The sequence below is a fragment of the Amycolatopsis sp. NPDC114484 genome, assembly GCF_055633755.1.
The window spans coordinates 22,584-36,209 of the sequence record NZ_JBVKDQ010000036.1 but is presented as its reverse complement, the minus strand read 5'-3'; the positions used below and the strand labels follow the sequence as shown (position 1 = coordinate 36,209).

Here is a 13,626-nt window from a genome sequence, read left to right as displayed (position 1 = left end):
GTGACACTGGGCGCCCGGTTCGTCGCAGCCGTAGGCTCGGGACGTGTCTCCGCCCGTCACGCTGGACGTCGCGGTCGTCGGCTCGGGGCCGAACGGCCTGGCCGCGGCCGTGGTGCTCGCGCGGGCCGGGTTGTCGGTCGAGGTGTACGAGGCGGCGGGCGAACCGGGCGGCGGGGCGCGGTCCCAGCGATTGTTCGACTCCGGCGTTATCCATGACATCTGCTCGGCGGTCCATCCGATGGCGGCGGCTTCGCCGTTTCTCCAGCAGTTCGATCTCGACCTCTGCCATCCCGAAATCCCGTACGCGCAGCCGATCGACGAGAAGACCACAGCCATCGCGTACGCGGATCTCGAGCGCACGTGTGCGCGGCTAGGAACCGACGGTGCGAGATGGCGTCGCTTCATGGCACCACTGATCGAGCACAGCGCTGAGATCGCCGAAGTGCTCCTCGGCGACCTTCGGCACCCACCGAATCCGCGCACGGCGGCGTACATCGCGACGCGCGCTCTCGCGGCGACAGTGAACCCCTTCAAGGGCAAGGAAGCGTCAGCGCTCATAGCGGGTATCGAGGCACACGCACTTGGCAAACTGCCCTCACTCATCGGCGGCGGTATCACGGTCCTGCTCAGCCATCTCGCGCACACCACAGGCTGGCCGATTCCCCGCGGTGGTTCGCAACGCATCACCGACGCCCTTGTCGCCGACATCGAGGCTCACGGTGGTCGCGTACGCACCAACGCGCGCGTCACCGACGTACGCGAGTTAGCGCACGCGCGTGCCGTGCTGCTGGACTTAGCACCGAAGGGCGTACTAGACCTAGCGGGGCCGTTGCTGCCCCAGCAGTACCGCAGGGCGCTGGAGAAAGTCCGTTACGGACCGGCCGCGGCGAAGGTCGACTTCCTGGTCTCCGAAGCAATCCCCTGGCGGGAAAAGGAACTCGCCCGAGCCGGAACTGTCCACATCGGAGGGACAAGAGCCGAGGTGCACGCGGCGGAAAACACGGTAGCTGCCGGGAAGCGGGCGCGGGATCCGTTCGTCCTCCTCTCCCAGCCGATGGCCGCCGATCCGTCCCGTGGTCTCCCCGGCAAACAGCCGATCTGGGCGTACGCCCATGTCCCGCAAGGAGATCCGCTCGATCCGACCGCCGCGATCATCCGGCGCATCGAACGCTTCGCACCCGGCTTCCGCGACACGATCCTCGCCTCGCGCGCGATCCCGGCCAGCGATTTCGAGGCGTACAACGCGAATTACGTCGGTGGCGACATCGCGGCCGCCGCGGTCACGATGCGCCAGGTGCTGGGTCGGCCGGTCCTGCGCTGGGACCCGTACCGGACCCCGTTGCGCGGCGTCTACCTGTGCTCGGCCGCGACGCCCCCTGGGCCGGGCGTGCACGGAATGGCCGGTCAGCACGCCGCGGAACGCGTGCTGCGCAACGAATTCGGCTACCGTCCGGGCCGGACCAACCCGGTTTCGTAAGCGACCACGACCGCTTGCGCCCGGCTGGAGATGCCGAGTTTGGGCATCAGCCGGTTGAGGTGCGTCTTCACCGTGGCCTCGCTGACCAGCAGCTGAGCCGCGATCTCCCCGTTCGGCATCCCGGTGCCGACCAGCCGGAGCACCTCGCGTTCGCGCTCGGTCAGTCCGCTCAGCTCCGGTGCGGGCTCGGCGGGCGGCGCGCTCGTGTACGCCTCGACCAGCCGCCGCGTGATGGTCGGGCCGAACAGCATGTCTCCGTGCGCGACCGCCTGGATGCCGGAGATCAGCGTCTCCGGCGGACTGTCCTTGAGCAGGAACCCGGCCGCACCGGCCCGCAGCGCGCGGTACACGTATTCGTCGAGGTCGAAGACGGTCAGGATCAGCACGCGCGGGTTCTCCGGCCCGGCGAGGATGCGGGCGGTGGCCGACACACCGTCGAGGCCGGGCAGCCGGATGTCCATCAGGATCACCTCGGGCCGCAGCCGCGACGCCTCGCGCACGGCTTCCAGCCCGTCGCGTGCCTCGCCGACCACCTCGACGCCCGGCGCGGCGTTGAGCAGCGCGACGAGGCCGGCGCGGACGAGGTCCTGGTCGTCCACCACGAGCACACTGGTCACTTCGGTTCTCCGGAGGTCCGGCCCGGGTACGGGAGGGTCAGCACAACCTCGAACCCCGCCGGTTCGCGAGGCCCGATTTCGATTTCGCCACCGTACATACGCGCCCGCTCGCGCATGCCGACGAGGCCGTGACCGGCGGGATTGCCGTCGGCGCGCGGTCCGCCGCCGGAGTCGGCCACGCTCAGCCGCAGCGCGTCGGCCAGGTACTCGACCTCCAGCGAGGCGAACGAATCCGGCGCGTGCTTCAGCACGTTCGTCAGCGCTTCCTGCGCGACCCGGTACGCGCACAGTTGCTGGCCCGACGGCAACGTCCGCGGCGTTCCGGTGACCCGCAGCCGCACCGTCAGCCCAGCCTCGCGGACCCGGCTGACCAGCGCGGGAATCTCCTCCAGGCCCGGCTGCGGACGGTATTTGCCCGGCTCGTGGTGCGGCGGCCGCAGCACGCTGAGCAGGCGGCGGAGTTCGTCCAGCGCCTCGGTGGTCGTACCGGTGATCGTGTCGAGCGCGCCGCGCGCGGTGTCCGGCGCGGACTCGAAGACGTACCGCGCGAGGTTGGCCTGCACGGAGATCACGGACAGATGGTGCGAGACGACGTCGTGCAGCTCGCGTGCGATGCGCAGCCGTTCCTCCACGACCGCGAGTTCGGCGCGGTCGGCCCGTTCCGCGGTCGCGTGCAGGGCGAGCCCACGGAGGTAGATCGAGTGTCCAATGAGGACGGTCGCGGACGTCTGCAGGAGGGCGATCACCGTGTCGCCGATCGGGTTCGAGCTGTCGCCGACGAGCATCGTCACCTCGAAGCCGGCCACCGCGAACAGCGACGGCGGCCACGCTCGCCGCACCGGATAGCGCGCCCACACCGTGTACGCGGCGATCAGCACGTCGGGGCGGCCGAGCGTGGCGCGGTACCCGGCCAGTGCGAACGCGCCGACGAGCACGGTGACCGCGATCAGCACGCCGATCGGGTAGCGCCGCCGGACCGCCAGCGGCACCGCGCCCGCCGCGCCGAGCAGCAGCCCGGGCAGCCCCGGCCGGTCGCCGAGCGAGCCGTGGTGGACCGCCGCGCCGGCGAGGAGGAAGAGTGCGACGGCGGCGGCCAGCAGCGAATCCGCGAGGAGCGGCCGCGCCCGCAAGATCCGCATCACGCGCCCGAAGCTACCTTCCTGACCGGCGGTTTCCCAATCCGCTACCGCAGCCGCGGCAGGCCGCCTACCGCCAGGGTTTACCGGCGGATGCGGCGAGAGGTGGATCCCGGGGCCGGGGCGAGCGGTTACGGTCGGTGCTGAATGGTCATCCATTCCCGCTGTTCGGCGGAGAGCCAGGGGTGGGGAGGATTCCGGGCTCTCCGCTGAGCTTCACCCCAGATACGCGTCCAGCGTCACCGCCAACGCCGATTCCGGCGAAGGCGCGAAGCTCGCTCCCGCCAGTCCGCCCCACAGCCACAGTTGCGCGAGACCGTGCAACGCGCCCCACAGCGACGCTGCGACGAGCCGAGGATCTGTACCCGGACGCAGTCGGTCGTCATCCGCTTCAGCGCGGTCGAGGCGCACTAACTCCGCGAAGGTGTCGAAGACGGCACTGCTGGCCGCGACCAGCCCTGGTTCCTCCGGGTCGATGAGGTCGCGACGGAACATCAGCTCGAACATGGCCGGGTTCGTAACCGCGAAGTCGACGTACGCGTGACAGGCGGCCGTGACGCGTTCGCGCGGGGTGCCGTCGGGCAACTGTGCGCCCCGCTCGAGCAGCTGTGTGAAGCCAAGCGTCGCTACGGCCGACAGCAGCTCCGCGCGCCCCGAGAAGTGGCGAAGCGGCGCACCGTGCGACACACCAGCCGCCTTCGCGATCCCGCGCAACGTCACGGCCTCGACGCCGGAGCCGACGAGCAAGTCCGCGGCAGTGCGGATCAACCGCTGACGCGCGCTCATACCTGGGCTTCGGAGAAGGCCACGGGCAGCAGTTCCGGACGCTTCGGCAGGAAGCCGTCGCCAGGAGACCGGCCGATGAGCCGGTTGCGCAGCCGTGTGATCCCGACCGGCAGCACCTCCTGCCACAGCCAGCGCAGGTCGGCGATCGCACTGCCCTGGGCCGGAACGCCGGGCAACGGCTGGAGCCAGCTGCCGTCGTGCGCGACGCCGAGCCGGTCGAGCACGTGGCCGGCGACGCGGAGGTGCCCGGCCTGCGACAGATGCAGCCGGTCCGGTCCGAAGTAGCGCGAATCGTGCGCGGCCTGGTCCGGCCACAGGTCGACGAGCGTCGCGCCGTAGCTGACCGAAGCCTCGCGGATGGCGTCGTTGAGCGCGGTGACCCGCGGCCGCATCCGCCCGCCCAGCGGCATGCGATGCGCGATGTCGCTCAAGGTGAAGGTGACGACGTTGGGCGCGATCTGCGTGCACTGCCGGATCGCGGTGTCCACGCGACGCGCGACCGTGCGGGCGTCCCAGCCGCGGCTCATCACGTCATTGCCGCCGCCGAACAACGCGATCAGGTCCGGTTCGTGCCGCTCGGCCGCGGGCAGCTGCTCCGCGGTGATCTGGTCGAGCCGCCGTCCGCGAACGGCCAGATTGGCGTAACGGAACGCGGTTTCGTCGCGCGCGAGCCGCCCGGCGACGTAATCCGCCCAGCCGCGGTACTGGCTGTGATCCGGGTAGGGATCGTCCAGCCCCTCCGCGCAGCTGTCGCCGACGGCGACGAACGTGTGGAAACCCATTCCGCTCTCCGTAACCCCTGGTTCATCTTGTAGACACTGTCTATCAAAGTATGTAGACGGTGTCTACCCGGGGGTGCCGCCGGGTTGGCGCGTCGGCGGGACGGGGTGGATCTCGAAGACCGCGACCCGCCGCTTCCAGCTCATCGAGCGGCATCCGGAATTGCGCGCCCGTGGCGCCGCGAAGATGCGGCAGTTCGCCGACAAGCTGGGCGACCTGCTCATTGATCGCGGATCCGGCGAGGCCACCGCCCGCTTTGCCGCGCAGACCGCCAAACGCCTGGGCGACAACCCTTATGCCCGGGTGGACGAGATCCGAGCACTCGCACCGGGGACCGGTGTCACCGAGCCCTCAAGCCGAACCGCCCGATCCGGCACCGGGAGTCCACAATGGACGGAACGCTCGCCCTCGGGTAGGCAACGGGAAGGCATCGAGGACTTCGCCGCCAGCCCGACATCCTCAATTCGGCATATGGTTCAGACCTCTCGACCCAGCCATCTCTCGTCGTCGAATCCTCAGGTCAGCGCCTCGGCAACCGTCAAGTTCGCCCGGACAGGACAGGGGTTGGTGCGCCGCTCACGCGTTTTGTCGGTGGCTCGCGCCATCATGTGGGCGTGACCACATGGAGAGATCGACTCGCCACTCTCGCGCAAGACCGACTGCCCGCCGAGGTGGCGGCGAAATGGATCGAGCTGTTCCAACCCGGGATCCGGCTCGCTGCCCAGGGCACGGGTCCGCGCGTGGGGCAGCTCGGCGGAAACCCGGCGCTGCCGGACGCGGTGGAATGGCCGACCTGGGAGGAGCGGGGGCCGCTCACCTTCGTCGCTGCGGTGGACTGCGCGGCGCTGCCGCGCGAGTCCGCGACCATCCCGCTGCCGGCGGCGGGCACGCTGTTGTTCTTCAGATTCGACGGACGCTACTCACCCGATAACTACCGACACGTGCTGCCCGACAACGCCGACGGCTATCGAGTGATCTTCGTGCCCGCGGACACTCCGGTCGCCGAACGAACACCCCCGTCCGGCCTCGAGCCCTATCCGCGCCGTGACGTTTTCGCGGAGATCGTGGCCACCGCTCCGGAGCGAGAGCACGTCCTGCTCGACCGCACCATGACCGTGAGCGGAGTGTCCCTGGCCGAAGCCGTCGAGGCGGTGCTTAGTTCTGAGCGGGTGGGCGCCGGGGTGTTCGGCGAGCTCGTCTGGGAAGTCAACGGGGACAAGCCGCAACATCAGATCGGCGGTTTCGCCTCACCGGTCCAGGACGCCGTGGAGAACGAGATCGCGGCGGAAGTGCTGGAGGGCGGGTGGAAAGATCCGCGGCTCAACGAAGAAGCGGCTCGCTGGGTGCTGCTCGCGCAGTTCGACAGTGACGAACAAGCCGACATGATGTGGGGCGACGTCGGGATGCTGTACTGGCTCATCCGGACCGACGATCTCAAGCAAGGCCGGTTCGACGCGCCCCGCTGCGTGATGCAGTGCGGTTGACGATAAGCCCGAATGGAATGAGCCATGAAGATCTTGGTGGTGGGCGGCAGCGGCCTGTTGGGCCAGCACGTCCTTGATGAGCTGCGGCAACGCGGGCACGAGACGACAGCTGTCGCGCGTACGGCGCGTGCGGGAGTCTACAAGACGCTCGACGTCTCGAAGGCTTCGCACGACGAACTGTGCTCAGTGCTGGACGGACACGACGGCGTCGTCTTCGCTGGCGGCATGGACGACCGTGCTGTCGGACGCGGGCCGGTCGAGCCTCGGTTGCGCGCGGGCAACGTCGCACCCGTCGCCGCGTTGTTGCGCGCGGCGCGCGAAGCGGGCTGTACGCGGGCTGCGGTGCTCGGGTCGTATTACACGTACTTCGACCGCGTACGCCCGGAGTGGGGGTTGGCGGCGAAGCATCCGTACGTGCGCAGTCGGCTGGAGCAAGCCCGCGTCGCGCGCGAAACGGCGGGGCCGGGGTTGCCGGTGGCGGTGCTCGAAGTGCCGTTCGTCTTCGGTGTCGCGGAGGATCGGGTGCCGCAGTGGTCGGTGCCGATCGTGAAGTGGGTTCACTCCAACTCGCCGCTCTTCGCGCCACCCGGCGGGACCGCTGCGACGAGTGCGCACGGGGTTGGCGTCGCGACCGTGGATGCCCTCGAACAGGCGTCGGGCGCGGATGTTCCGGTGGCGGAGGAAAATCTGCAGTGGACGGACATGTTCGCTCGGCTGGCCGCGGCGGCCGGACGACCGCGCCGGGTGCGGTCGATGCCGTCCTGGCCGGTGCGCGGTGCGTTCAAGCTTGGCGGATTTCTCAACGGGCTGAGCGGGAAGCAGCCGGGATTGACGGTGCAGCACATGGACGGGTTGCTGTTGCGGGAGTTGTATCTGGAGCTGAACTACTCGGCTCCGGTCGACGCCGCGATCCGGGAAACCGTCGCCGCCGGGTAAGCGCTCAGCCCAACCGGGCGCGGTGAGTCCGCACCGCCGCCAGCCGCCGATCGGACGGCGGCAGCACCGCGGACAACGCGTCCAGAACCGCCAGATCATCTGCCCCGCAGGAGGTTTCCCAGAAAGCGAACAACGTGTCCGCGTCCCCGCTGTTCAACGCCAGTTGCCGGACCTGCGCGCTGATCGACTCGCGTTCCTCCCGGATCGCGGGCGATTCCGACTCCGCGAGCAGCGGGCCCTGGAACGACCGGACCGCCGCCGCGGCGTCGCCAGTTCGCAGGGCGGCTTTGGTGCGCAGGAAATCCGCGTCCACGGTGGCCGCGAGACGGTACGGACGCGTCTGCAACACCCCAGTGCCGAGCTGGGTGCGCAACCGGTGGATCTCGGCGCGCACGGTCACCGGGTTGCCCGCCTCGCCGTACAGCTGCAGCGCCAGCTTCTCCGCCGACAACCCGCGCGGCTGAAGCGCCAGCAAGGTCAGCAATTCGGCGTGCCGCAAGGTGAACGGGATGTCTCGACCGTCCACAGTGGTCGATCCGGGGCCGTCGGTGAGGTATTCGAGCGACAACCGGCGCCGGGGCGCGGTGCCGGACGTGGCTATCCGCAGGAGATAGCCCTCTTCGAGCGGGTCGACGGTGGCGATCCGGCCGTCCGGCAGGGTGACCGTGCCACCGCCTTTCCGTACCTCCACAGTGGACGGAAGAGTGCACGCCTCGGCGGCCAGCACCCGGCCGCCCGCGGAAAGGAGCGCGCCAGGGCGGCCGTGCAACGACGCCAGGTGCGGCATGTTCGCTTGCCGCACCTTCTCGTCGCGGACCGCCAGCTGGGCTCGCAAGCGTCCCTCGGCAAGCTGCGCGGTAGCGGTGACCAGCGACAACATCGCCGGATGCACCGTGCGGAGCGGGCCGCTGACGTCGATCGAGCCGAGCAGCGCGCCGGTGTCCGGGTCGCGCACCGGGGCCGCCGCGCAGGTCCAGGTGTGATAGCGGCGCACGAGGTGTTCGGCGGAGTAGATCTGCACCGGCTTCCCGGTCGCGAGCGTCGTGCCCATCGCGTTCGTGCCGATCGCCTCTTCGCTCCACCGCGTGCCCTCGGTGAGCGCGACCTGGTCCGCGCGCAGCAGCACGCCGGTCGCGCCCTCGCGCCACAGGATCAGCCCGTTCGCGTCGGTCACGATCATCATGTGCTCGGCGTCGTCGGCGATGCTCACCAGCATCTCGCGCAGCAGCGGCAGCACCGGGGCCAGCGGATGCTCCGCGCGCAGGTCGGTGAGTTCGTCCGCCTCGAAGATCAGCGGAGCCTCGCCCGCGTCCGGGTCGACGTGCGCGGCCAGCGAGCGTTCCCACGACGCCGACACCACCGAACGTGGCGAGCGCGGCGCGGTGGCCCCGGAAAGCACTGCTTCGCGGACATGCCGCAACAGCCGCGCGTACGACTCCGGATCGCGCAGCAGGTCGGGTTCGGGCAGCTCCGCCACGAGAACGAGAGTAGAGACCCTGGTCACAAGGCTGCAACGTTGGCGCAACGTTGCCCGGCCTACGGTCGCCGCCGACCGTCACCGACCAGCAACGAGGCAGGGCAAGATGGCCGTATACGCCGCACCGAACACCGACGGCGCCGTCGTCGACTACGAGACCCGCTACGACCACTACATCGGCGGCGAATACGTCGCGCCGGCGGGCGGGCAGTACTTCGAGAACCCGACGCCGGTCACCGGGAAGACCTTCACCGAGATCGCCCGCGGGACGGCGGCCGACATCGACCGGGCGCTCGACGCGGCCGAGGGCGCCGCACCCGCGTGGGGCCGCACCTCGACCGAGGAACGCGCGAACATCCTGCTCAAGATCGCCGACCGGATGGAACAGAACCTCGAGAAGATCGCGGTCGCCGAGGCATGGGAGAACGGCAAGCCGGTCCGCGAGACCCTCGCCGCCGACATCCCGCTCGCGATCGACCACTTCCGCTACTTCGCCGGCGCGCTGCGCGCCCAGGAGGGCGGCATCTCGCAGATCGACGACAACACCGTCGCCTACCACTTCCACGAGCCGCTCGGCGTCGTCGGCCAGATCATCCCGTGGAACTTCCCGCTGCTGATGGCCGTCTGGAAGCTCGCCCCGGCGCTGGCCGCGGGCAACGCGATCGTGCTGAAGCCCGCCGAGCAGACCCCGGCGTCGATCCACCTGCTGCTGTCGATCATCGGCGACCTGATCCCGCCTGGCGTGCTGAACATCGTCAACGGATTCGGCGTCGAGGCGGGCAAACCGCTCGCGTCGAGCAACCGCGTGCGCAAGGTCGCGTTCACCGGCGAGACCACCACCGGGCGGCTGATCCTGCAGTACGCCAGTGAAAACATCATCCCGGTGACCGTCGAACTCGGCGGCAAGAGCCCGAACATCTTCTTCGACGACGTCGCCGCGGCCAACGACGCGTTCTACGACAAGGCGCAGGAAGGTTTCGCGCTCTTCGCGCTGAACCAGGGCGAGGTCTGCACCTGCCCGTCGCGCGCGCTGATCCAGTCCGGCATCTACGACCGGTTCCTCGGCGACGCGGTCGAGCGCGTGAAGAAGATCAAACAGGGCAACCCGCTCGACACCGAGACGATGATCGGCGCGCAGGCCTCGAACGACCAGCTCGAGAAGATCCTGTCCTACATCGACATCGGCAAGCAGGAGGGCGCGAAGGTGCTCACCGGCGGCGAGCAGTCCGACCTCGGCGGCGACCTGTCCGGCGGCTACTACGTGCAGCCGACGGTGTTCGAGGGCGACAACAAGATGCGCATCTTCCAGGAGGAGATCTTCGGTCCGGTCGTGTCCGTGGCGAAGTTCGACGACTACGACGACGCGCTCAAGATCGCCAACGACACCCTGTACGGCCTCGGCGCCGGCGTCTGGTCGCGCGACGGGAACACCGCCTACCGCGCGGGCCGCGACATCCAGGCCGGCCGCGTGTGGGTGAACAACTACCACGCCTACCCGGCACACGCGGCCTTCGGCGGCTACAAGGCGTCCGGCATCGGCCGCGAGAACCACAAGATGATGCTGGACCACTACCAGCAGACGAAGAACCTGCTGGTCTCCTACTCCGACCAGGCGCTGGGCTTCTTCTGATGCCCCAGCGGGTCGACCTGACCCCGGCCGCCGCCGACCTGCTGCGGCGGCTGGTGCCAGTCCACGGGCCGGTGATGTTCCACCAGTCCGGCGGATGCTGCGACGGCAGCGCCCCGATGTGTTACCCGGCGGGCGAATTCCGGGTCGGGGCGCACGATGTGCACCTGGGCGACCTGTCGGTGGACGGCATCGACGCGGTGCCGGTGTGGATGTCCGGGCCGCAGTTCGAGTACTGGAGGCATACGCATCTGACCATCGACGTGGTGCCTGGGCGGGGGAGCGGGTTCTCGCTGGAGGCGCCGGAGGGGGTGCGGTTCCTGATCCGGTCGCGGCTGCTCAGCGATGAGGAGTCGGCGGAGCTGAACGGTTGAGCACGGTGCCCGGTGGGCGTTTCCCGCTCACCGGGCACTGCGGTTCGGCCGTTGGCGGGGCGAAAATCCTTGGAAGCCTTGGGTGCGGCGTTGCTAGGTTTACTCCATGGTGGCGCGGATTTTTGCGGTGGTCGCTGCGCTCTGTGCCGCAGTCACGGTGGCCGGATGCGGCGGCCCGCCGGATCCGAGGTCAAGGGTTTCCGGCTCGATGTCCAGCCTCGGCTCACCGACCGGCTCGCCTTCGCCTTCGTCGCGCCGAAGTCCTGTGTGGACGATTTTCTGGAGCAGTACGGCGCGGACCCGGCGAAGCCGGCCCGCAAGTGGCCGATCGGCGATCCCAGCCATCCACTGCCGCCGTTCAACTTGAACGAGATGCGGCAGTTCGGCTGGACCTACGGCCCCAAGGCGAAGGCTTACCTCTATACCCACCTCGAGACGCCGTATCACGCGGACGTTCTCGGTGTTCGTGAAACCCGGCACCGAGGAGACGGTCTATGCGCGAAGCCGGACCCGTCCAAATAGCCCAGCGCACTTGCTAGGTTCACTCCATGCTGTCGCTGAAAGACGTCTATGTAGGCGAGCCGACCGTGCTCGGCCACCAGCGGGACCAGCCGGTCCTGAGCGCCATCCGGAAAACCCGCGTCGAAGCCGAAGAACTGGCGCTGTCCGAGCTGAACCTGGCCGGTGACCGGCAAGCCGACCTCTCCGTGCACGGCGGGCCCGACAAAGCCGTCTACGTCTACCCGGTCGAGCACTATCCGGTGTGGGCTGCGGAGGGCTACTCCGTGGCGCACGGCGACTTCGGCGAGAACCTCTCCGTGCACGGCGCGCTGGAGAGCGACGCGCGGATCGGTGACGTCTGGGCCTGGGGCGACGCGCTCGTGCAGATCGCGCAGCCGCGGCATCCGTGCTTCAAGCTCGCGATGCGGACCGGGCGCAAGGACGTCGTGCCCGCGATGATCGACACCAATCGCTGCGGGTGGTATCTGCGCGTGCTGCGGCCGGGCACGGTCCCGACGGCCGGGCCGCTCGACCTCGTGGAGCGGGCCGAGGGGCCGACCGTCGGGGAGACGTTCCTGGTCGCGTCGGCGAATTACGCACGGCTGCCCGAGCCGGGGCCGGTGCTGGAACTGGCCGGGCGAGTGCTTGCTTCCGACGCGTTGCCGGAGGGCTATCGCAAGGGTATCCAGTCCAAAGTGGACCGGGCTAGGGAATCACTTCCAGTCGACCTGGGGTGAGCGGTAGAAGTCGATTCCCTGGGCTTCCCAGCGCGGCGCTTGCTTGGCGATCCGGTCTCGGTAGCCGTCCCAGGTCCGGGATGACTTGGGCGACCAGCCGATTTCCGCGACGCCGGGCAGGCGCGGGAAGGCCATGTACTCGATGTCGTCGTTGGTCCGGATGGTCTCCGTCCACAGTGGAGCCTCGACCCCGGCGACGGACTTCTCCCCGACGCCGGGAACGAGCGTCGCCGGGTCCCATTCGTAGGCGTCGCGGACTTCGACCAGACCAGCCCAATCCTGGCCCAGCTTGGTCGATTCCGTGTACTTCATGTCGAGGTAGGCGTGATTGGCGGGCGACATGATGAACTTGTTCCCACGCGCCGCCGTGGCGGCCACGTCCGCGTTCGGGCCGCCCTGATCCCAGTACTGCGGCACGGCGGACGTCGGCAGCGGCGTCTTCGCCATCTCGTGCCAGCCGGTGATCAGCTTGCCGTACTTGGCGACCATCGGGGTTACCTTCTCGTAGAAGGTTTTGTAGTCCTCGGCGGGAGTCGAATGTGCTTCGTCGCCGCCGATGCCGATGTATTTGCCGGGCGTGATCGCGGCTAGTTCGCGGATCACGTCCTCTACGAATCGGTACGTGGTGGGCGAATTGATGCACAGCGAGCTGTAGCCGACCTCGATATCGGTGCGCGGCGGGACTGCCTTGCCGTCGCAGTTGAGTTCGGCGTACACCGACTGTGCGGAGTTCGTGTGCCCGGGCATGTCGATTTCCGGCACGACCGTGATGTGCCGGCTCGCGGCGTACGCGACGATGTCGCTGTACTGCTCCTGCGTGTAGTAACCGCCCGGATCGCCGTAGGCCGCGGTCTTGCCGCCTTCGGTCGCCAGCCGCGGCCAGCTCTTGATTTCGATGCGCCAGCCCTGGTCGTCGCTGAGGTGCAGGTGCAGGGTGTTGATCTTGTACTGGACGATCTGGTCGATGTACTTCTTCACCTGCGTTGGCGTGAAGAAATGCCGCGCGACGTCGAGCATCGCGCCGCGGTGGGCGAAACGCGGGTAGTCGAGCACGTTGCCGCCGGCGATCGTCCACGTCCGGTGCTGCACCGTCTTCGCCTCGATGGCCGAGGGCAGCAGCTGCCGCAGCGACTGGACGCCCACGAACAGCCCGGTAGCGGTGTTGGCGCGCAGCCGGACGCCGTTCTTCGTGACGTCGAGCTGATACCCCTCGTCGCCGACGCGCGGGTCGGCGTGGCCGAGGTCGAGCGAGATCGCGGACAATCCCGGGCTCACCGGGACGACCGGCAGCGGGAAGCCGGTCGCGGGCCGCAGCAGCCCGCGCAGGTAGGAAGCGACGTCGCCGGTGCCGTGCCCCGCCCGGATCACCGTGAGCGGGGTGAGCCGGAAGGTGGCGTCCGCCTTCGCCACGGCGTGCACCGGCACCGGCACGAGGTCGGTGACCTGCCGTTCGCTGGGCGCGGGACTCGCCGCGGCCGGCCCGGGCACTCCCACCGCGGCGAGCCCGAGCACGGTCACCCCAAGCACGGCCCTGGACAGGGTCTTCCTCACGGCATACCTCCGGTCGCGTCGCGGAGAAGGCGGACTTCAAGAGGTATAGACCACTACGGGGGACGCTGACAACGTCCGAAAGGGTCGGCTGACGCTGGATGTCCCGTTCGCCGGGATGCCGGCAGAGGTCCGTGAGGGGAACC

Annotated in this window: 14 protein-coding genes; 8 read left to right on the top strand and 6 right to left on the bottom strand. The window is 69.1% G+C overall.

Features of this window, described 5'->3' with window-relative positions:
• Positions 1-43 precede the first annotated feature (43 nt).
• Positions 44-1,477 carry a phytoene desaturase family protein gene (locus ACZ7SW_RS42810; RefSeq protein ID WP_470236098.1) on the top strand — a complete coding sequence of 478 codons (1,434 nt, stop codon included), beginning with the start codon at positions 44-46 and terminating at the stop codon, positions 1,475-1,477.
• Here ACZ7SW_RS42810 and ACZ7SW_RS42805 read toward each other — a convergent pair.
• The 4 genes from ACZ7SW_RS42805 to ACZ7SW_RS42790 form a co-directional block, all read right to left on the bottom strand.
• Entirely contained in the window at positions 1,444-2,094 is a 651-nt protein-coding gene (locus tag ACZ7SW_RS42805; protein WP_470236097.1) for a response regulator, read from the bottom strand. The genes ACZ7SW_RS42810 and ACZ7SW_RS42805 overlap by 34 nt on opposite strands.
• Complete coding sequence (locus ACZ7SW_RS42800) at positions 2,091-3,233, bottom strand: sensor histidine kinase (protein WP_470236128.1); 1,143 nt, start codon at positions 3,231-3,233, stop codon at positions 2,091-2,093. The genes ACZ7SW_RS42805 and ACZ7SW_RS42800 overlap by 4 nt, the downstream gene beginning before the upstream one ends.
• A gap of 213 nt (positions 3,234-3,446) precedes the next feature.
• The gene (locus ACZ7SW_RS42795) at positions 3,447-4,016 is read right to left on the bottom strand and encodes a TetR/AcrR family transcriptional regulator (RefSeq protein WP_470236096.1); all 570 of its coding nucleotides are present in this window, start codon (positions 4,014-4,016) and stop codon (positions 3,447-3,449) included.
• Positions 4,013-4,798: an SGNH/GDSL hydrolase family protein gene (locus ACZ7SW_RS42790; RefSeq protein ID WP_470236095.1), complete on the bottom strand. Its 786-nt coding sequence runs from the start codon at positions 4,796-4,798 to the stop codon at positions 4,013-4,015. The genes ACZ7SW_RS42795 and ACZ7SW_RS42790 overlap by 4 nt, the downstream gene beginning before the upstream one ends.
• 73 nt (positions 4,799-4,871) lie before the next feature.
• On the opposite strand from ACZ7SW_RS42790, the gene ACZ7SW_RS42785 reads away from it, so the two are divergent.
• Genes ACZ7SW_RS42785 through ACZ7SW_RS42775 form a run of 3 tightly spaced genes read left to right on the top strand, consistent with a single transcriptional unit; the run spans position 4,872 to position 7,216 of the window.
• A complete protein-coding gene (locus tag ACZ7SW_RS42785) occupies positions 4,872-5,414 on the top strand; it encodes a hypothetical protein (protein WP_470236094.1) in 543 nt (180 codons plus the stop codon).
• Complete coding sequence (locus ACZ7SW_RS42780) at positions 5,411-6,280, top strand: YwqG family protein (RefSeq protein ID WP_470236093.1); 870 nt, start codon at positions 5,411-5,413, stop codon at positions 6,278-6,280. The genes ACZ7SW_RS42785 and ACZ7SW_RS42780 overlap by 4 nt, the downstream gene beginning before the upstream one ends.
• A 24-nt stretch (positions 6,281-6,304) precedes the next feature.
• On the top strand, positions 6,305-7,216 hold the full coding sequence (locus tag ACZ7SW_RS42775; RefSeq protein ID WP_470236092.1) for an NAD-dependent epimerase/dehydratase family protein: 912 nt from the start codon (positions 6,305-6,307) through the stop codon (positions 7,214-7,216).
• Between the two features lie 4 nt (positions 7,217-7,220).
• Here the strand turns inward: ACZ7SW_RS42775 and ACZ7SW_RS42770 are convergent, their stop codons facing one another.
• On the bottom strand, positions 7,221-8,693 hold the full coding sequence (locus ACZ7SW_RS42770; RefSeq protein ID WP_470236091.1) for a helix-turn-helix domain-containing protein: 1,473 nt from the start codon (positions 8,691-8,693) through the stop codon (positions 7,221-7,223).
• Between the two features lie 106 nt (positions 8,694-8,799).
• Between ACZ7SW_RS42770 and adh the strand changes: the two genes are divergently transcribed.
• From adh to ACZ7SW_RS42750, 4 genes are all read left to right on the top strand, one after another.
• A complete protein-coding gene (adh, locus tag ACZ7SW_RS42765) occupies positions 8,800-10,323 on the top strand; it encodes an aldehyde dehydrogenase (RefSeq protein WP_470236090.1) in 1,524 nt (507 codons plus the stop codon).
• The gene (locus ACZ7SW_RS42760) at positions 10,323-10,694 is read left to right on the top strand and encodes a DUF779 domain-containing protein (protein WP_470236089.1); all 372 of its coding nucleotides are present in this window, start codon (positions 10,323-10,325) and stop codon (positions 10,692-10,694) included. The genes adh and ACZ7SW_RS42760 overlap by 1 nt, the downstream gene beginning before the upstream one ends.
• Positions 10,695-10,859: 165 nt before the next feature.
• Positions 10,860-11,216 carry a hypothetical protein gene (locus tag ACZ7SW_RS42755; protein WP_470236088.1) on the top strand — a complete coding sequence of 119 codons (357 nt, stop codon included), beginning with the start codon at positions 10,860-10,862 and terminating at the stop codon, positions 11,214-11,216.
• Between the two features lie 26 nt (positions 11,217-11,242).
• Positions 11,243-11,932 (top strand): MOSC domain-containing protein, encoded by a 690-nt coding sequence (locus tag ACZ7SW_RS42750; RefSeq protein WP_470236087.1) that lies wholly within the window; start codon positions 11,243-11,245, stop codon positions 11,930-11,932.
• On the opposite strand, the gene ACZ7SW_RS42745 is transcribed toward ACZ7SW_RS42750, so the two are convergent.
• The gene (locus ACZ7SW_RS42745) at positions 11,909-13,483 is read right to left on the bottom strand and encodes a beta-N-acetylhexosaminidase (RefSeq protein ID WP_470236086.1); all 1,575 of its coding nucleotides are present in this window, start codon (positions 13,481-13,483) and stop codon (positions 11,909-11,911) included. The two genes, ACZ7SW_RS42750 and ACZ7SW_RS42745, sit on opposite strands and share 24 nt — an antisense overlap.
• Between the last annotated feature and the right edge of the window lie 143 nt (positions 13,484-13,626).